Annotated in this window: 16 protein-coding genes; 9 read left to right on the forward strand and 7 right to left on the reverse strand. The window is 60.7% G+C overall.

Features of this window, described 5'->3' with window-relative positions; genetic code table 11:
• Positions 1-86: 86 nt before the first annotated feature.
• The gene (locus VM554_03860; protein HVJ07492.1) at positions 87-311 is read right to left on the reverse strand and encodes a hypothetical protein; all 225 of its coding nucleotides are present in this window, start codon (positions 309-311) and stop codon (positions 87-89) included.
• Here VM554_03860 and VM554_03865 point away from each other — a divergent pair.
• Positions 311-1,285, forward strand: coding sequence for an alpha/beta fold hydrolase (locus tag VM554_03865; GenBank protein HVJ07493.1), 975 nt, complete (start codon positions 311-313; stop codon positions 1,283-1,285). The genes VM554_03860 and VM554_03865 overlap by 1 nt on opposite strands.
• On the opposite strand, the gene VM554_03870 is transcribed toward VM554_03865, so the two are convergent.
• The 3 genes from VM554_03870 to VM554_03880 form a co-directional block, all read right to left on the reverse strand.
• Positions 1,260-1,730: a GNAT family N-acetyltransferase gene (locus tag VM554_03870; protein HVJ07494.1), complete on the reverse strand. Its 471-nt coding sequence runs from the start codon at positions 1,728-1,730 to the stop codon at positions 1,260-1,262. The genes VM554_03865 and VM554_03870 overlap by 26 nt on opposite strands.
• 239 nt (positions 1,731-1,969) lie before the next feature.
• Positions 1,970-4,144, reverse strand: coding sequence for a dehydrogenase E1 component subunit alpha/beta (locus VM554_03875; protein HVJ07495.1), 2,175 nt, complete (start codon positions 4,142-4,144; stop codon positions 1,970-1,972).
• A 227-nt stretch (positions 4,145-4,371) separates the two neighbouring features.
• On the reverse strand, positions 4,372-4,653 hold the full coding sequence (locus VM554_03880) for a hypothetical protein (GenBank protein HVJ07496.1): 282 nt from the start codon (positions 4,651-4,653) through the stop codon (positions 4,372-4,374).
• Positions 4,654-4,800: 147 nt separating this feature from the next.
• Between VM554_03880 and VM554_03885 the strand changes: the two genes are divergently transcribed.
• Entirely contained in the window at positions 4,801-5,811 is a 1,011-nt protein-coding gene (locus tag VM554_03885; protein HVJ07497.1) for a mechanosensitive ion channel family protein, read from the forward strand.
• Here the strand turns inward: VM554_03885 and VM554_03890 are convergent.
• The 3 genes from VM554_03890 to VM554_03900 are packed head-to-tail and all read right to left on the reverse strand — an operon-like array spanning position 5,795 to position 9,494.
• Entirely contained in the window at positions 5,795-7,954 is a 2,160-nt protein-coding gene (locus VM554_03890; GenBank protein ID HVJ07498.1) for a thioredoxin domain-containing protein, read from the reverse strand. The genes VM554_03885 and VM554_03890 overlap by 17 nt on opposite strands.
• 38 nt (positions 7,955-7,992) lie before the next feature.
• Positions 7,993-8,475 carry a hypothetical protein gene (locus VM554_03895; GenBank protein ID HVJ07499.1) on the reverse strand — a complete coding sequence of 161 codons (483 nt, stop codon included), beginning with the start codon at positions 8,473-8,475 and terminating at the stop codon, positions 7,993-7,995.
• On the reverse strand, positions 8,472-9,494 hold the full coding sequence (locus VM554_03900) for a M20/M25/M40 family metallo-hydrolase (GenBank protein HVJ07500.1): 1,023 nt from the start codon (positions 9,492-9,494) through the stop codon (positions 8,472-8,474). Before VM554_03900 ends, VM554_03895 begins: the two co-directional genes overlap by 4 nt.
• A 46-nt stretch (positions 9,495-9,540) precedes the next feature.
• Between VM554_03900 and VM554_03905 the strand changes: the two genes are divergently transcribed.
• From VM554_03905 to VM554_03935, 7 genes are all read left to right on the forward strand, one after another.
• Positions 9,541-10,242, forward strand: coding sequence for an alpha/beta family hydrolase (locus tag VM554_03905; GenBank protein ID HVJ07501.1), 702 nt, complete (start codon positions 9,541-9,543; stop codon positions 10,240-10,242).
• The gene (locus VM554_03910) at positions 10,239-11,687 is read left to right on the forward strand and encodes a DUF4147 domain-containing protein (protein ID HVJ07502.1); all 1,449 of its coding nucleotides are present in this window, start codon (positions 10,239-10,241) and stop codon (positions 11,685-11,687) included. The genes VM554_03905 and VM554_03910 overlap by 4 nt, the downstream gene beginning before the upstream one ends.
• A gap of 295 nt (positions 11,688-11,982) precedes the next feature.
• The gene (locus tag VM554_03915) at positions 11,983-13,143 is read left to right on the forward strand and encodes a Re/Si-specific NAD(P)(+) transhydrogenase subunit alpha (GenBank protein ID HVJ07503.1); all 1,161 of its coding nucleotides are present in this window, start codon (positions 11,983-11,985) and stop codon (positions 13,141-13,143) included.
• Between the two features lie 16 nt (positions 13,144-13,159).
• A complete protein-coding gene (locus VM554_03920) occupies positions 13,160-13,477 on the forward strand; it encodes an NAD(P) transhydrogenase subunit alpha (GenBank protein HVJ07504.1) in 318 nt (105 codons plus the stop codon).
• Between the two features lie 14 nt (positions 13,478-13,491).
• Complete coding sequence (locus VM554_03925) at positions 13,492-14,871, forward strand: NAD(P)(+) transhydrogenase (Re/Si-specific) subunit beta (GenBank protein HVJ07505.1); 1,380 nt, start codon at positions 13,492-13,494, stop codon at positions 14,869-14,871.
• Positions 14,872-15,256: 385 nt separating this feature from the next.
• Entirely contained in the window at positions 15,257-18,091 is a 2,835-nt protein-coding gene (locus tag VM554_03930; GenBank protein ID HVJ07506.1) for an ATP-binding protein, read from the forward strand.
• On the forward strand, positions 18,084-19,520 hold the full coding sequence (locus VM554_03935; protein ID HVJ07507.1) for a sigma-54 dependent transcriptional regulator: 1,437 nt from the start codon (positions 18,084-18,086) through the stop codon (positions 19,518-19,520). Before VM554_03930 ends, VM554_03935 begins: the two co-directional genes overlap by 8 nt.
• Positions 19,521-19,595: the final 75 nt, after the last annotated feature.

Here is a 19,595-nt window from a genome sequence, read left to right on the forward strand (position 1 = left end):
TCCTCTTTGCCTCAGCGGGCAGTAGACGTGGCTTTATCGTACCCCCTCTTATAGACGGCAGGGCTGCAATGAGCCAGCCGCACATGCTACGCTGGGTCCGGAATGCCTACACAACCCCAGCCCCCGGAACCCACGCCTCCGCAACCCGAGTCATCGCACTCCACGCCAGACTCGGGAAAGCTCTGGTGCCCGAACTGCGCCCGCGCCGTGGATGATCCCCTGGTATGCGGCGATTGCTCTGCCGTGATCTGCCGGGTCTGCGGCACGCCATTGGAAAATCCCGACGAGCTGGCCTTCGGTTGAACGCGCAATGACGCAAAAGCCCTCCCGGTCACGAAATCACAGCAGGCAACACCCCCCGCCCGGATGGCAGGACCCGCTGCGCCAGCAACAGCCGCTGGTCTCGCACCGTTGGCTGCTCCGTGCCCTGGGAATCGCTCTCGGCCTCGCCCTGGTTTGCGCCTACCTGGCGCTGTGCCTGCTCTTTTATCAGGGAGGCTGGCAGCTTCTCTTCCATCCCTCGCATGCTGGCACCGCGACCCCGGCAAATGTGGGAATGCGCTACGAGGATATTCATTTTGACGCGACCGAGACGGGGCGACTGCAACTGACAGGCTGGTGGATTTCGGCAGAGCCGCCCGCCCGATATGACGGCGCAGCGATGCTCTACCTGCACGGCGCTGAGGGGTCGCTTTCCGACACCCTGCCGCAGCTCAGGATGCTGCATGCGCTCGGCATCAACCTCTTTGCGATCGACTATCGCGGCTTTGGGAAGAGCATGGCGGCGCATCCCTCGGAACAGAGCGTCTACGAGGATGCGGATGCTGCCATCGAATATCTCAGCGACACCCGCAAGCTGGACACAAAGAGGATCGTGATCTACGGCGAGGGGCTTGGCGCAACCATCGCAGCGGAAGCTGCCCGGCGCCATCCGCTGGCTGCGGGCCTCGTGCTGGAGAATCCAATGCCGCCTGCGCTTGAGCAGATTGCAGGGGATCGCCGCACCGGCATGCTGCCCGTCAGGATGCTCTTTGCCGATCGCTTTGAGCTGGCGCCCAAATTGAGCACCCTGGCGACGCCAAAGCTCTTCCTGCAAACGCAGCCCGACGCTTCGAGCCACACTGCGCAGGAGCGCCTGCTCTCGCTGTACAAGGTGGCCTCGGAACCCAAGCGGCTTGTCCCGGCACAGGGCACCCGGTATTTTGAGGCAATGCTGCGATTCCTCGACGATTCGCTACGAAAAGACTCCCCCGCGCCGCCTAAGCCGGAAGCAGCAGCTCCATAAAAACATCGCAGCGCGCGAAGTGCCCCTGCATGGTTTCTGGCGGCAAGTGGCGAAAGCCGAGCGACTCGTAAAGATGAAGAGCGCTGGATAACCGGCTGTTGCTCTCGATATAGAGGCGCCGGGCTCCCATCTGGCGCGCATCCGCAATCACAAAGGAGAGAAGCTGCCGCCCTATTCCCTGCCCGCGCCGCTCTTCCGCGACGGCCATCTTGGCGACCTCGAACTCTCCGTCGCCTATCTTGACCAGGGCGCAGGCACCGACGCGCTCCGTGCCATCCAGAGCCAGATAGATCTGTCCGCCGGATGCGAGGATCTGCGACTGGGGATCGCCCAGGATTCGCCGGTCAGCGTCTTCCATGCCGAAGTAGCGCTCAATCCATGCCTCGTTCAGCCTGCGGAAGGCCTCTTCATCGCCGCTCACAAATCGCCGTACTGAGATTGCCATTCTTCCAAGTTAGCAAGAGCGCGCGAATCGAAGAAGCTCCTTGCACGGGCGCGCTCATGAGACGGAGACCCCAGATGCTCGTCTCTCGCACGCAGAGGCCCCAGGACGCCTCAGCAAGAGTTCACTGGAGACATGGAGCAGCGATGATGCCTCGATGCCGCTGAGGGCGACTCTGAGGAGAATCGCCAGCAGCGGTCCACGGATACAGGTGTGGATACTGGTGTGCTGATGGCGATCCGCTAGTACGCCTTCAACTCCACCATAGCGCGATACAAATCCTCCGGTTGCGGAAGGATTGCATCTTCCAGAATCGGCTGATACGCCACGAAGGTGTCCATAGCGGCAATGCGCTTGACCGGAGCATCGAGGTGCTCGAACAGTTCGTCTCCAATGCGAGCGGCGATCTCCGCGCCATAGCCCCAGCTCCTCATGTCCTCGTAGGCGACGATTGCGCGGCTGGTCCTGCGGACCGAGGAGGCGATGGCCTCCCAATCATAGGGGCTCAAGGTGCGCAGATCGATCACCTCCACCTCAATGCCGTCTTCCCGATGGGCCTTTAGGGCGGCCTGCAGCGCGCGGGGCACCACCGCTCCATAGGTGATGAGGGTCATGTCCTTGCCCTTGCGGACCACGTTTGCCTTGCCGAAGGGGATGGTGTAGTCCGGACCGGGATACACTGCCCGGCCATACGTCTCGCGGTAGAGCCGCTTGTGCTCCAGGAAGAGCACCGGATCGTCGCAGCGAATCGCGGTGCGCAGCAATCCGTTCGCATCCAGCGCGTTCGAGGGAAAAACGACGCGGAGGCCCGGAATGTGGGTAAAGATGCTTTCTCCGGACTGCGAGTGATAGATCGATCCCCCGCTGAGATATCCGCCGATGGCAACGCGGATCACCGCAGGTGACCCATAGGTGCCATTGGACCGCCAGCGCATTACGGCAAGCTCATTGCGAATCTGGTGCATCGCCGGCCAGATGTAGTCGAAGAACTGGATCTCCACCACGGGCTTCATGCCGCGTATCCCGTAACCCACGGCACGGCCCACAATGGCCGCCTCGGCCAGGGGGGAGTTGAAGACGCGATCCGATCCGAATTCCGTCTGCAGACCGGCGGTGAGCTTGAACACTCCACCCTTGCCCTTAACCTCCTTCATGGCTTCTTCCCGGCTGCAATCCGCAACGTCTTCGCCGTAGATCACGATCCGCGGATCGTGACGCATCTCGTCGCGCAGGCAGAGGTTGATCAGGTCTGCCATGGTGCGCTTCTGCGTATCTTCCGACTGCGCCGGCTGGGAAACAAGGTCTTCCCGAGTCGGGTCCCAATGCTCGGAATGCACGTGCCGGGGAATGGAGGAGACCTCCGGCAACGGTGCGTGGATGGCGCGCTCGGCAGCCAGGCGAACTTCCTCATCGACATCGTGCTCGAGCTTTTCAATCTCCTCTGCGCTGAGGATGCCGTCGCGCAACAGGCGCATCTGCATCTTGGACAGCGGATCGCGCAGGGCGTCGGCCTCAATCTCAGCCTTGCAGCGGTAATTTCTTTCATCGTCGGAGAGGGAGTGCGAATACGGCCGCGTTACGTGCCCATGCACTAGCGCCGGTCCCTTGCCGGAGCGGCAGTGCGCGACCGCCCTGCTCATCGCGTGCAGCGACAGGATGGGGTCGGTGCCATCGACCTCTTCAAAGTGCGTGTTGGGAAACTCACGAAGCAGCCGTGAAATGTTGCCCCCCGGCGTATTGACCTCGACCGGGACGGAGATTGCATAGCCGTTATCTTCCACAACAAAGACGACGGGCAGTTTCCGGTTGGAGGCTGCGCTGAATGCCTCCCAGAACTCGCCCTGGCTGGTTGAACCCTCGCCCAGCGAGACGTATGTAACCTCATCGCCATGGAAGGACACATCGTGGAATGCGCGATAATCTTCCTCTCCGGCTGGCTTGACGGCAGCTTCGGGATGCCGGGAGAAGTACCGGCCCGCCTCCGCACAGCCAATGGCGTGCAGGCACTGGGTTGCCGTGGAAGAAGAGGGAGAGACGATATGGAGCTTCGTGCTGCTCCAGTGCGAGGGCATCTGGCGTCCGCCGCTGGCCGGGTCGTCCACCGAGCCGACACCCTGCAGGAACATCTCTTCGGCGGTAACTCCCAGAGTCAGACAAAGCGCGCGATCCCGATAGTATGGGAAAAACCAATCGTAGCCGGGCTTCATCGCCATGCCGGCCGCTACCAGCAGGGCCTCATGCCCGGCTCCGGAGATCTGGAAAAAGATCTTCTGCTGGCGTTTCAGCATGATCTCCCGGTCATCCACACGGCGGGACATATAGATCAACCGGTACATGCGAATCATCTGCTGCGGATCGACTGGAAACTCCGCCTTGCTCTTCGTACCTTCAACCGTGGACCCTGCCGTTCGACCCATCTCACTCCCCTACAGAACTACATTCGCACAAAAACCCCGGATGATTCCGGGGTAGCCCAACTGGGAATTGTAACAATCTTCTGCTCTGAGCATAGAAACTTCCGAGGCTATGGAAATCCCTGGCCCGCCGACTCGCTCCCCCGGCAGGTAGAGGGTTCTCCTACGGTTATCCCCTTTGCCTGAGCGACTTACAACCTTCCGGTCGACGCAAAAATTCATTTCAAGGATCAGTTGGCCTTCATCTTTTCCCGTACGCTCTTTGCCAGTTTTGCGATCTGATCAGCCTTCGCGGCGGCATCTGCCGACAAAGGAGCACTCCCCGGCTTGCCAACCTCGGCCTTCAACTCCGTGGCCAAGCGGAGAAGTTTGTCTGCATCCTCTTCCAGCCGCTTCTGCCGAGTCGCGTTCAGCTTCTTTATCTGCTTCTCATGCATCTCTGCCCCCAGGCGGTCCAGTTCGCCTTGGGGCCCAGTCAAGGGGCTTGCACTATCGCGACGCGGAGCAGACATTTGTCCTGACTCCTGAGCCACACCCGCAGCGGACAGAAAGCTCGTGCACAATCCCAGAAGAGCAGTCAGGCACAACTTCTTTAGCGCGCATCGCATCGGTTCATTATAGAAACATCACAGCAGCCTTATCGGAAAGTCTCTTAACCTATGCAAAGTTTGCTTCTCGCAATTCCGCGCTCGGCCCAGTTTTTTGCCCGCATCACGGACAAATGGCTTGACGATAGCGCAGATTTCGTCCGTACAACCGTCCCCAAGCTCATCATCATCGGCCTCGGCGCGTGGATCCTGATCCGCTTGCTGGCCGGGATCACCCGGCGCATCACCGCACTGGCTGAGAGACACGCCCACGGGGCTCATGGGACCACCAGCGTTTACCAGGTAAGGACGCTGGCCTCCGTCGTGCGCGCTACCGGCATCGGCATCATCACCTTTCTGGCTGCGCTGGAGATTCTGCCTCTGCTCGGAGTGGATCTGAAGCCACTGCTGGCTTCCGCGGGCGTTGCCGGTGTGGCTCTCGGCCTGGCCGCACAGACGATCGTCAAGGATGTTCTGAATGGCGTCGTACTGGTGGTGGAGGATCAATTTCACGTCGGCGACGTGGTGACCCTGGCGGGCATCACCGGCACGGTGGAGGAGCTTACCCTGAGGCGAACCACGGTGCGCGGATTCGATGGCACGCTCTACGTGATCCCGAACTCGCAGATTACCAACACCGCCAATATGAGCCGCGACTTCTCCGTCACGACGCTGAACGTCTCAGTGGATTTTTCCGCACCTCCCGATGAGGTCGTGGCTCTTTTGAAGAAGATTGCGAACGATGTGCGCAACGACCCGGCATATAAGGACGTCTTCCTCGCCGACCCGCAGGTGCAGGGTGTGGATGCGATCAAGGGTTCCGAGGTTCTGTATCCCATCGAGCTGAAGACCCGCGCACGCAAGCAATTTGCCGCCGTGCGCGAAATTCACCGTCGCATCCGCCTGGCACTGGAAGAGAAAAAGATGCTGCCCGGAAGCCCCTACCGGGTAATGACGGCCTCTGCTGCCGCACAGGGTCAATCCCCGGCGCTGACGCTCCCCGGCAAGTCCCCTGCAGTAGTTGCGGCCGACCCCACAAGGAACCCGCCGCAGGAGGTAAATCCGTTCACTGGTGAGGGCTAAGCGCCTCCAGCAGTGCTTCCGGACTGGTGAGGGGCGGCAGACAGGTGCGTCCCTTGCAAACGATGGCAAAGCTTCCCTCGACTTGTGGCAGGTTGGGCAGCGTCTCCGCCAGCATTGGCGGCAGGGTCTCCGCACGCAGTTGATCGCGGCGCAGGTGGAGGACGCTCTTGTTCACTGCATAGCGGGCAGTGGCAGTCACTTGCAACTGCCGCGCCAGCAGGTCTTCTCCCACCACCACCACCTGGATCGGGTCCAGCATCAGACGCTCCAGCGCCAGCCCATACATGCCGACGTAGAGGCCGAAGTGCTCCACAACGCCGGCGAAGGACTCCAGCGTATCCTCGGCGATTTCACGATATTCCTCTCTGCCGCTCAGAGCCTCCAGCCGCAGCAGCGCCGCAGCAGCAGCGGAGTTCCCTGCCGGCGTGGGCGAATCCTGCAGCGGCTTGCGACGCGCCGATAGCGCACCCAGCGCCTTCTGCCCTTCCGCCGTTGCCTCCGCATCGAAGAACCCGTTTCCGATCCGGTCGTAGAAGCGTGCAATCATGGCATCGGCAATCTCCACCGCGGCCTGGTAGTAGCGCAGGTCCCCGCTTGCCATCCACGCATCGGTGCAGGCCAAAGCCAGAAATGCGTAGTCGTCCAGCACTCCGGCAATTCGTGGCCCCGGCGCAGCATCGGGATAGGCGATCACGTGCGCCAACCCGGTGGTCTTATCCCATCCCTCGGCCAGAATGCGATCGAGCGTGCGCAGAGCAAAGCCCCTGGGCGCGCTCAGGCTCAGCACCTGCGCCGCGTCCAGATAGGCCGAAACAGCAAGAGCATTCCAGCCGGTATAAATCGTGCGATCGATGAACGGAGCCGGACGAAGCATCCTTGCCTCGTAAAGCTTCTGCTTCGCGGACTCCAGCAATCCTTTGGCCTCGCTGGCGGCGATCTTCGCGCGTGCGGCAGTCTCCTCCAGCGTCAGGCGACGATGCAGAACATTCTTTGCAGGGTTGTGGTGCATGTCCCCCACTTCGCCAATGTCGTAGTAGATTGCGGCGATGGCGAATTCGTCGGGGCTCAACACCGCCTCGGCTTCGGCGCGCGTCCAGGTGAAGTAGTCGCCATCATCGTCGAGCGTGATGTCTGCGTCCTGCGAGGCATAGAAGCCGCCATGCTGCTGGTCGCTCAGGCATTCATTCATCCACCGCATGATGTCCTTCGCCACCCCGGCCAGCGCCGGATCGACAAAGCTCTGGAATGCGTGCACGTAGTTCCCCAGCAGGCCGGCATTGTCGTAAAGCATCTTTTCAAAGTGAGGAACCACCCAGCGCTCATCGACCGAGTAGCGATGGAATCCGCCGGCGATCTGGTCGTAGACGCCGCCTTTCGCCATGCACTCCAGTGTGAAGACGGCGGCGCGTTTTGTCTCCTCGTTTCCCGTCCGCGAGGCCACGTCCAGCAGGAGATCGAGTGCTGCGGGATGAGGGAATTTTGGCTGCGAGCCAAAACCGCCATAGCGGGAATCGAATTGCGTGACCGCCGACGCCACCAGCTTCTCCACCAACGACAAGCTCAACTGCCCCCGCCTTCCGGCAAAGCTCTCGCCGTGCTCGATTGCCTCCATTACGCTCGCTGCCGACTCCAATGCTTCCTCGCGGCGCGTCTCCCATGCTCCAGCCATCGTGCGCAGGACGCGCTCGAATCCCGGCCGGCCATAGCGATCCTCCCTGGGGAAATAGGTTCCGCCAAAGAAGGGCCTTCCATCGGGAGTCAGAATCGCGGTAAGCGGCCAGCCTCCCTGCCCGCTGATTGCGGAGACGGCTGCCTGATAGCGGCTATCCACGTCGGGACGCTCGTCGCGATCCACCTTAATGGCGATAAAGTGCTCATTGATTACGCCGGCAAGCTGCGCGTCCTCATAGGATTCGCGGTCCATCACATGGCACCAGTGACACCACACCGCGCCAATATCCAGCAGGATGGGCTTTCCAGTGGACGCAGCCAGGGCGAATGCCTCCTCGCCCCACTGATGCCACCGCACAGGCTGGTGCATCGCCGAACGAAGGTACGACGAGGCTGCATGCTGCAGCGCATTCGACGGGTGGACGGGGCTGTTTCCGACTGCGGAGTTATGCTGCTTCTCGCCTTCGCTCATCTGCAAAGTCTATCTGGAAACGACATATGCAGAAAGCGTCAGCCATACACCGGAGGATGGAAGTCATATCGCCGCGCGGCTCGACCCGCCAGCCACGCATAAGCCGCAGCCATGGTCGCGGAATAGCTCACGGTGAAGACCGTATAGAGGCTGAAGCCACGAAGATCGACGGGAAGGTGCGGACGGAAAAGCAGGAGCTGCCAGACTTCAAACTTCAACACGTTCACCACAACGGAGAGGAGCACGCATCCCCCCACCACCCACCGGCGCATGCGATAGATCCACGCTGGATTCACCAGCAGGGTGATCGGCAAAGCGGCCAGGAGCCATCCCAGCAAGGCCAGGCCAAAGGTCCAGACGGACCACACCATCACCACCAGCGGAATCATTTGCCGGAAGAGGTGCATATCGCCATCGGTGTTGCGTAGACACACCGATACCTGGAACGGAATCGTGGTAAGCATGGCCACGGCCCAGGCCGCGAGCAACGCCAGCACCGCATGCGCCAGCCGAGTCTTCATTGCAGAAGCCGCCGGGCCACCTCGGTATAAATGTCGATGGCTTGCAGCAGTTCTTTCTTTGCCAGCCGCTCCCCAGGGGTGTGCGCCACATGGATCGATCCTGGCCCGAGCAGCAGAGGCTCTCCCCAGTTCGAAAGAGCAGGGATATCCGTGGTAAAAGCAGCCACCATGGTTGGCACGCCATCAATCCTGCGCATGCGCACGAAGGGAAGCTCCAGCGTGAAATCGACCTCCGCCAATCCCCGAACCGTATCCTCAATGGCCTTGCGCGTCGATGCGGAGTCTCCCACCAGACGCACCAGCAGTTGAGCCTCGGCGGAATCCGGAACAATGTTCGGTGCGTGACCACCCTCGATCACACCGATATTCAGCGTGCTGCTGCCCACGTCTTCGGTTGCCGGCAGCTCTAACTGGAGCACGCGTCCCAGCGCCACGATCATCTTGTTGATCGCGTTGTCGCCCAGCTCAGGATAAGCAGAATGCGCCATCTTTCCCGAGGTGCGGAGAACCACGCGCAGAGCACCCTTGGAGGCCAGGGCAAGCCGGTTGTCGGTCGGCTCACCGTTGATCAGAAAGCGGCTCCCTTTGGGCGAAAGATTCGCGACCTTCGCTCCCGCCGAATCGCGCTCCTCACCGGCAACCAGCAGCAGGCCCACCTTGAAGCCCGCCTTCGTCAGCCGCTCCAGCGCGCCGATCTGCGCGGCGATGATTCCCTTAGCGTCGCAGGCGCCCCGTCCATAGATGAAATCCGCATCCTCGCGGCTGCCGAAAAAGGGAGGCACCGTGTCCAGATGGGTGGAAAACACCAGGTCGGGAGTTTCGCCGGCGCGGCCCGCGTAGAGATTCGCTCGCTCCGCGGTATCCTTGCTATCCGCCGGCTGGGGAACCGGGGTTGTCTCCACGGCATAGCCCTGCGCCGTCAAAAACTGCGCCAGAAACGCTGCCACAGGACCTTCATGGTAGGTCGTCGAGTCGATATCAATAAGCTGCCTGGTCAACTGAATGGGATCGAAATTCATCAGACTCCCAGAATACCTGAGCCACTTCAATACAATAGAAGGAAGCATGACGACGACTCACATCGGTTCGGCTCAATTGCGCTCGGTAGAGCTTCGAGGCCCCGCGGGGCGGCTGGAGGCGTTGCTCAACGCTGGCCGCGAAGATGCCCCTTATTGCGTGCTGGTCTGCCACCCCCACCCCCTGGGCGGCGGCACCCTGCACAACAAGGTCGTCTTTCATACGATGAAGGCATTTCAATCCTTCGGACTTCCCGTCCTGCGCTTCAACTTTCGCGGTACCGGCCTGAGCGAGGGGACGCACGATGATGGGCGCGGCGAACGGGATGACGTCCGGACTGCGCTGGACTGGCTGGATCACGAGTTTGCGCGGCCGATTCTCTTCGCGGGATTCTCCTTCGGCGCCGCGGTTGGCCTGGAGGCGTGTTGTGGCGACCCGCGGGTCAAGGGTCTCGTGGGGCTGGGCCTGCCGGTCCACGCCGAGGGCCGCGACTACACGTACGGGTTCCTCCCCCACTGTACGCAACCGAAGCTCTTCGTTAGCGGAAGCCGCGACCAGTACGGGCCGAAGGATGGCGTGGAGGCGGTGGTCCATACCGCTGCTCCCCCCGTCCAATTGGTATGGATCGAGGGTGCCGATCACTTCTTTACCGGCAAGCTGGATGCGCTGCAAGCGGCGATCCGCACCTGGCTGGAATCGAACTTTGCTCTCGGAGATAAGGGCGCCACGCCTGAATTGGGGAGTCGATGACTGCGCAAATCTGTACTCCCCTGGAGGGCCTGCACGAAGCTGCGCAGGCGATCTTTCTGCATGCCCTGGAAGAGTGCAGCATTGAAGCTGCCTTCGACCGGCATCTGCACTTCGAAGGGGACGTGCTGATTCGCCACGTCTCTCCCCTGCTGCCGCCCTCGCGCATTGAGCTGAACAAATTCAAGAGCATCCTGGTCATCGCGATTGGCAAGGCGGCACGGCCGTTGATGGAGACGCTGCTGTCGCGCATGCCGCGCCGCAAGGGAGTTCGCGGCATCTGCTGCGCGCCGGAAATTCCGCGCAAGCGCAACTGGCGCATCCGCTATTTCGCTGGCGGGCATCCGCTGCCCAACAAGAGCTCCTTCGATGCCGCACGCGCCGCGCTGCACATGCTGCACCGCGCCAGGAAAGATACGTTCATCTTCTTCCTCATCAGCGGCGGCGGCTCCGCAATGTTCGAGCTTCCGCTCGATCCCGCAATCTCGCTCGAAGACACCATGGCTTTTCACGAAGCCTTGATCTCCAGCGGCGCTGCGATCGCCGAGGTCAACACCGTCCGGAAGCATTTCTCTGCCGTCAAGGGAGGAAGGCTGGCCATGGCGGCTCCGGATTCCACCAAGCTCTCCCTGCTGTTGCCCGACGTGCCGTTGCGTCACATGGACGCCCTGGCCTCCTCGCCGACCCTGCCGGACCGCACCACCGTGGAGCAGACTCGCGAGATTCTGCAGCGCTACCACCTGCTGGAGAAGTTTCCCCAGAGTGTCCGCTTCTTCTTCCAGCGCGAGGACCTGCCAGAGACTCCGGGAGCCAAGGTGGCTCACGCCTGGACCAGCCGCCCACTTGAGGCAGGAGCCGCGCGGACTAGCATCTTTGCCAACTCCACAGCCGCCGATCCCTTCGGGGCTGGCAGCATCGGCTTTGACACCTTGCTCTCGGGCCATGACCTGGTGAATGCCGCGCGCGACCACGCCCGCTCGCTGGGCTTTAAAGTCGTCATCGACAATACATGCGACGAGTGGGACTATGCCGACGCCGCTCGCTACCTGCTGGAGCGCTTCCATGCCCTGCGGCAGGAGCATCCGCGCCTCTGCCTTATCTCGGGCGGCGAGGTAACCGTCAGAATCGACGGCCCCGCCGGTACGGGAGGACGCAACCAGCAATTCGCCCTCGCCTGTGCCCTGGACCTGGCAAAGTGGGAGGGAGATCCGCTTGTCGTCTTCAGTGCCGGTTCCGACGGTATCGACGGGAACAGCCAGGCCGCCGGGGCGATTGCGGATACCACCACGGTGTCCCGGGCACGAGCCTTCGGATTCGATCCACAGGAATCGCTCGCCCAATTCAACGCCTGCCCCCTCTTTACGGCTCTTGGAGATACGGTAGTTACCGGACCAACGGCGCACAATCTCCGCGATCTCCGGCTTCTTCTGGCTGTTCCGCGAGGCTGATCCCCCGCGGCACTCCTTCGCGGCACCCCAGGCGATCTGCGCAACACCTTCCGACCGGGCGCGCCCCTCACAAAACACGGTAGTCCGCATATCACCCAAAGTGATATAACGGCTCTGTCATTCACACACAGTAGAAGGTTGCATCCCGGACCAAAGATTCTTAGGAAAGGGCTCTACCGTTTCGTCTATCTGCACAGATCTTTAGTGACGCAGATCACGACCCGGACGCCCCGCTACGCGTGAATTGTCCGTAGATGTCACAACTGAGGCTCTGTTGAGTGACGAGGAGGACAGATTGCTTCTTGGCATAGTGAAAGAAACAGCGAGCGGAGAGACTCGCGTTGCCCTGCTGCCGGATTACATAAAGACGCTGGTGGCCCAGGGCATCGATGTGGTGGTGGAGCAAGGCGCAGGCGTCGCATCCGGCGCGCTGGATGAGGCTTACGCTCAGGCGGGAGCAACCGTGACCGCCGATCGCGCCGGACTGCTGGCGAACGCGGACCTGCTGCCCGTGGTCAACGCGCCCAACGCCGCCGACCAGCGGCTGCTGAAGCAAGGAGTTGTCCTCACCGGCTTTCTGCGTCCGCTCGACGCACCGCAGGAGCTGACAACCGCAGTGGACCGGGGAGCTACCCTCTTCGCTACCGAGCTGGTGCCCCGCATCACCCGCGCCCAGGCGATGGACGCCCTCTCCTCCATGGCAACCGTTGCCGGATACAAGGCCGCGGTGCTCGCCGCCGACACCCTGCCGCGGCTCTTCCCGCTTTTGATGACCGCCGCAGGCACCGTGCCTCCCGCCAAAGTCTTCGTAATTGGCGCTGGAGTCGCTGGCTTGCAGGCCATCGCCACCGCGCGGCGGCTGGGAGCCGTGGTCGAGGCCTATGACGTTCGGGCCGCAGCCGGCGAGCAGGTGCGCTCTCTCGGGGCAAAGTTTCTCGATGTAGATCTGGGTGGAATCAACGCCGAAGATAAAGGCGGCTATGCAAAGGAACTGAGCGAAGAAGCTCTGGACCGCGGACGCGATCTGATTGCAAAGACGGCAAAGTATTCCGACGTCATCATCACCACAGCGCAGGTTCCGGGCCGCCGCGCCCCGCTCCTGGTTCGCAAGGATGCCGTCGAAGGCATGCGCCCCGGCTCGCTGATCGTGGACCTGGCCGCACCTGCCGGAGGAAACTGCGAGCTAACCCGTCCGGGCGAAACAACGCTCATCAACGGAGTCACGATCCTGGCCCCGCTCAATCTGGCGATCACGATTCCAGTACACGCAAGCCAGTTGTATTCGCGCAACATCGTCAACTTCCTTGGCCTGATCGTGCATAAGGGAGTGCTGACGATGGATTTCAACGACGAAATTCTCTCCGGCTCCTGTGTTGCCCACGCGGGCAAAGTGACCCATCCACGTGTGGCCGCGGTGCTTGAGGCCGCCACCGCCGCCCACCAGACTTCAAACTAGACGAAGCGAGATCAAAATGAATCCTGCCGTTCTGATTGCATCTATTTACGTTTTCGCGCTGGCCGCGTTTCTTGGCTATCAGGTCATTTCACGGGTTCCTCCGCTGTTGCACACACCGCTGATGTCGGCGACCAATGCCATCTCCGGCATCTCGCTGATTGGGTCGATTGTGATCGCCGGGGCGCACCACTCGCGGTTTTCCACCATTCTCGGCTTTGTCGCGGTGACCACCGCAACCATCAACGTCGTGGGCGGCTTCGGCATTACCGACCGCATGCTGAAGATGTTCCAGAAGCGGACCCCCGCCAAGCTGGAGAAGGCGGTGCAGAAGTGACCGGGCCCGAGATCATGACGACTTCGTCGTACTTTACGGAAGCGACCTATCTGGTTGCCTCCGTCCTCTTCATTCTGGGCCTCAAGGCAATGTCCCACCCGGAGTCGGCGCGGCGCGGAATGTTTCTTGCCGAGGGAGGCATGCTGGCGGCCATCATCGGCACGCTGATCAACAAGGAGATCGTCAGCTATGAGTGGATCATCGCCGGGCTGGTGATCGGTTCGATCATCGGCGCGCTGATGGCCATCTGGGTTCCCATGACGGCCATGCCCCAGCGAACTGCGCTGTCGCATGCCTTTGGAGCCATCGCCGCAGCGCTGGTGGGTATCGCAGAGTTCTCGTTTCGCGGCAGCTCGATGAGCCTGTTCACCCGCAGCGCCCTGGGCTTCGAGGTCATGCTGGGCGCGCTCACCACCACCGGATCGCTGATTGCCTCGGGTAAGCTGCAAGGCATCATTCGCGGCACCCCGGTTCAGTTTCGCGGTCAGCAGTTGCTCAATGGGGCTGTCTTTCTAACCACGGTAGGAAGTTTTCTCTACACGCTCATCCATCCTGAGGCGACCATCGCCTTCTACGTCATGGTGGGCACCGCCTTCCTCTTCGGCATTATGCTCGTCATCCCCATCGGCTCCGCGGATATGCCGGTGGTTATGTCGCTCCTCAACTCCTATGCCGGGCTGGCCGCAGCAGCAACCGGCTTCGTCCTCTCGAATAACGTCCTCATCATCGCCGGTACGCTGGACGGATTCTCCGGCCTGATCCTCTCCATCCTGATGTGCAAGGCGATGAACCGCTCCATCGTGAATGTCCTCTTCGGAGGCTTCGGATCGGCGGCCACCCATGCCCAGGCCGGCTCCGGCGGAGTGATGCGCGAAATCTCAAGCGACGATGCCGCGGTGCAGCTTGCCTATGCTACTCGCGTCGTCTTCGTTCCTGGCTATGGACTCGCCACGGCGCAGGCACAGCACGCCGTCCGCGAACTCGCCGAGCTGCTCGAAGCGCGCGGCGTCACGGTGAAATACGCCATCCATCCTGTGGCTGGCCGTATGCCGGGACACATGAATGTTCTGCTGGCCGAGGCGAATGTTCCCTACTCCTCTCTCTATGAGATGGACCAGATCAATCCGGAGTTCCCCTCCACCGATGTTGTGGTGGTCATCGGCGCCAACGACGTCGTCAATCCGGATGCCCGCGACAATCCCACTTCCCTTATCGCTGGTATGCCGATCCTCGAAGTGGATCGCGCCAAGTCGGTCATCGTGCTCAAGCGCGGCCAGGGGCGGGGCTTCTCCGGCCTGGAGAACCCCCTCTTCTTCAAGGACTGCACCCACATGCTCTACGGCGATGCGAAGGGTTCTCTGACCCAGCTCTCCCAGGCGGTCCAGCACGTATAGACCGCTCCTAACGTCTATAAATCGGGGTCTTGATCCAGCCTTCGTTTCGGGCTACGATCAAGATCCCAGATCGGTTCGGTAAATCCTGAGCGGCTAAATCTATCTTGAGTTCCACGCCCGAGGATGAGCCGAAAGCTGAATCGCATCTATGAGAAAATAGATGTATAGATATGGATATACATATTCAAATCTAGAATCTGTGAAAAACTGGACATTTTGCTCAGGATGATCCCCTGAGATTTCCTGGACCAGTCCTTCTATCGCCCTTACTTTGAGCGAGATATCTACATCTATCCAGTTGAGTCCTGAGCGCTGATGTCATGGCAGGTGACGTGCACCAGCGGTTGAGTTAAGGTCCATAGAGCACGCGATTCTTCGCTCATCCATGCAGAAGCCATTCCAAATTCGGCTTGCCGTGATCGTTTTAGCGATATCGACGATCTTCGCAGCCGTCTTCGCCACGCTGAACTTCATCCAGGAGGGCAAATTCCAAAAGCCCACAGATGGCGTCTGGTGGGTCGAGGCGCATGGCGGGCTGGAGGCACAGCGCGTTCTCCAGGACGGACCAGGACAGCGCGCCGGCATTAAGGCCGGCGATCTGCTGATTACCGCCAACGATCATCCCACCCCCCGGTTGGCACCATTGGTGCGGCAGATGTATCGCACCGGGGTCTACGGAAAGGCCAATTACACGCTGATCCGCTCCGGTGTGCGCGTCGATGTGCCTGTGATTCTGGAGGCGCCGGATCGCAGCATCAACCAGGGCTTCCGGCTCATCGCGACGGTCTATCTGCTCATCGGGCTGTATGTGCTCTTCCGCCGCTGGACCGCACCCCGGTCGACGCATTTCTACGTCTTCTGCCTGCTCTCTTTCGTTCTGTACTCCTTCAACTACACCGGCAAATTCAACTCCTTCGACTGGACGATTTACTGGGGCAAGATCATCGCGGGCGCCCTGCAGCCTGCACTATTTCTGCACTTCGCGCTGGCTTTTCCTGAAGAACGGCCCTGGACCCAAGGCAAGCGCTGGCTGATCGCACTTACCTATGTGCCGGCATTCATCGTAGTGGGACTGCAGATTGCTGCGATTGAGTTGTGGTCGGCGACGGAGAAACTGGCTCACCGCCTGGATCAGATCGCAACCGGCTATCTGGCGATTTACTACTTGCTGGCCGCGCTCCTGTTCTTCATCAGCTATCGGCGCACCAACATTCCGCTGCGCCGCCAGCAACTGAAGTGGCTGACCCGCGGAACCGTGCTTGCGGTGGCGCCCTTCACCCTGCTCCACGTGATTCCGTTCCTGCTGGATCTGCCCGCCCCGGCGCTGCTGACAAAAGTTGCCGTCATTTCGCTGGTGTTTCTGCCGCTCACGTTCAGCTGGGCCATCGTTCGCTATCGCCTGATGGATGTGGACCTGATCTTCAAGCGGGGCGTGACCTATACCCTGGCCACGGCGGGCATCGTCGGCCTCTACTTTGGAGTGGTGGCTGTCGCCTCCGAAGTGGTGCACACCCGCCTGCCCCAACTGCGTGTCTGGGGGTTGATTGTCGCCATCATCGTGACGGCGCAGCTATTCGACCCGCTGAAGCGCGCCATTCAGGAGTGGGTCGATCGCGTCTTCGACCGCAAACGCTATGATTACCGCCAGACGCTGATCGACTTTGGGCGTGGCCTCAGCTCGCAGACCGATCTCCGGACGCTGCTGAACTCGATCGTGGACCGCCTCCCGCGAACGCTGCTGGTTGCACGCGTTGCCGTCTTCCTCGCCGACGACGAATCCCACTACATGCTCAGCGCCGGACACGGACTTCCGCAGGACCTGGATTCGTCCGGCATGCAGCTCGACATGGGCTTTCTCGACTTCGACCTGCCCGATGCCGGCTCGCACATCTTTCTGGAAAATACGCAGCAGGCACTGCATCTCCCAGTGAGCCAGCGCAACACTGCCGCGCTGCTCGATCTCAACTACTACCTTCCCTGTCGCCTGCAGGAGAAGACGATCGCAGTGATCGGGCTGGGCCGCACCATTGGCGGAGACTTCCTCTCCAGCGAGGACGTGGAACTGCTGGAGTCGCTGGCCAGCTACATCGGCATCGCCATACAGAATGCGAGACTCTACGCCCGGCTGGAAGAAAAGATCACCGAATATGAGCGGTTGAAGGAGTTCAATGAGAACATCGTGGAATCCATCAACGTCGGCATCTTTGCCGTGGATCTGGCCGATCGCATCGAAAGCTGGAACGCGCAGATGGAGGCGATGTACGCACTCTCCCGCGAAGAGGCGATTGGACAGCCGCTCGCCGAGATTTTTCCCCAGGATTTCATCGCCGAATTCCATCGCGTGCGCGAAGAGCCGGGCGTACATAACCTTTACAAATTCCGCCTGACCACGCGCACCGGCGAAACCCGTACTGCCAATATCGCAATCGCGCCCCTGGTCTCGCGCAACTTCCAGACCGTCGGACGAATCATTCTGGTGGACGACTTCAGCGACCGCGTGGAACTGGAGGCGCAGTTGATGCAGGCGGAGAAACTATCCTCCATCGGCCTGCTTGCCGCCGGGGTCGCTCACGAAGTCAACACCCCACTTGCGGTGATCTCCTCCTATGCGCAGATGCTGGCGAAACAGGTGCGGGGAGACGAGCGCCTGGGGCCGCTGCTCGACAAGATTACCCAGCAGACCTTCCGTGCATCGGAGATCGTCAACGGCTTGCTGAACTTCTCGCGCACCAGCGGAACGGAGTTCCGCGAACTGGACCTGAACCAGATCATCCAGGACACGCTGACGCTGCTGGAGCACCAGATGAAGACCTCGCGCGTGCAACTGGAGATTGCCCTCGAACCGGATCTGCCTGGCATTCTCGGCAACCCGGGCAAGCTGCAGCAGGTCTTCCTCAATCTCTTTCTCAACGCTAAGGATGCCATGGCGAGTGGCGGAGTCCTCAGCGTCAGGACGATTTCCAACGGTCATGTCGAGGTACTGATCGGCGACAACGGCTCGGGGATCGCGCCCGAGCATATGCAGCGAATCTACGACCCATTTTTCACAACCAAGAGTGCTCCGAAGGAAGGACAGCGGCGGGGTACCGGACTCGGACTGGCTGTCACCTACGGCATCATTCAGGAACACGCCGGCAAAATACTAGTCGAAAGCCGCGTCGGCGAAGGAACAACATTTCACTTGGAATTCCCCATGGTAAGGAAACCCGTACATGTCTGAAGGCACTTTGACCCTGCGTCCTGGGTCATCCATATCGCTCGCAGAAGCCCCGAATCGAATTCTGATCATCGACGACGAAGCGGGCATCCGGGAGTCGCTCCAAACGCTGCTGACACTGGAAGGTTACACAGTGGAATCCGCGAACGACGGAGAAGCCGGACTGATCGAGATCGATGAAAAGTCCTTCGACCTGGTCCTGCTCGATCTCGCCTTGCCCGGACAAAACGGCATCGAGATCCTGGGGCATATCCGCGAACGGCAGCCGCAGTTACCCGTCATCATGATCACGGCCTATGGCACCGTGGACAACGTGGTGGATGCCATCCGCGCAGGTGCGCAAAACTTCGTCCAGAAGCCCTGGGATAACGAAAAGCTGCTGGCGGACATCCGTTCCGCAATCGCACGCCATCGCGCGGAAGAAGAAAATGTTCAACTGAAGCGGGCGCTCAAGCAGCGCTATAACTTTGAGAACATCGTCGGCAAGAGCGAGAACATGCTGCGCATCTTCGATCTGGTGGCACAGGTAGCCCCGAGCCGCTCCACCGTACTGATCCAGGGAGAAAGCGGCACGGGCAAGGAGCTCATCGCGAAAGCTCTGCACGCAAACTCGCCGCGCCGCGATAAGCCGTTTGTGCCCGTGAATACAGGAGCGATGACGACGGATCTGCTGGAGTCCACGCTCTTCGGGCACGTCAAGGGTGCATTCACTTCTGCTATCGCCTCCAAGAAGGGGCTCTTCGAGATTGCCAATAACGGCACACTCTTTCTCGACGAAATTGGAACCATGGGGATGGATACGCAGGCTAAAATCCTGCGCGTCCTGCAGGACAAGCGCTTTATGCATCTCGGTGGAGTGCAGGAGTTGCAGGTCGATGTCCGCATCATCGCGGCTACCAATGTCGATCTCCGCCAGGCGGTACGCGAAGGCAAGTTCCGCGAAGACCTCTACTACCGGCTGAACGTGATCACGATCGATCTGCCGCCACTGAGGAACCGCCGCGAAGATATTCCTCTGCTGGCGACACACTTCCTCAAGCGCTACTCAGACGAAAACGGGCTGGAGTTGCGTCACCTGGCGCCCGAGGCCATGCGTGCCCTGGTGGACTATGATTGGCCTGGCAACGTCCGGGAGCTGGAGAATGTCATCGAGCGCGGAGTCGTGCTCTCATCCGGAACCAGCATCACCTCGGACCTTCTGCCCGGCCATCTGACCGGCAGCAGCTATTCCTCCAGCCTGCTCGAACACAATCCTGACGCATCCCTCTTCGATATCCTCGAGGACATCGAGCGGCGAATCATCATGGACAAGCTCGAGCGCTCCAACTGGAACCAGACGGAGGCCTCCGAGCAGTTCCGCATTCCGCTTTCCACCCTGAACCAGAAAATCAAACGCCTCAATATAGAAATCAAGAAGCGCGTGAAAGAATAAGAGGCAGAACTTTAGAGGGGATTGGTTCTGTGTGCAGTCGGCATGAAAAGAACCGTGCCGCGTTCGAACTGAATC

This window comes from Acidisarcina sp. (genome assembly GCA_035539175.1).
GTDB lineage: Bacteria > Acidobacteriota > Terriglobia > Terriglobales > Acidobacteriaceae > JANXZS01.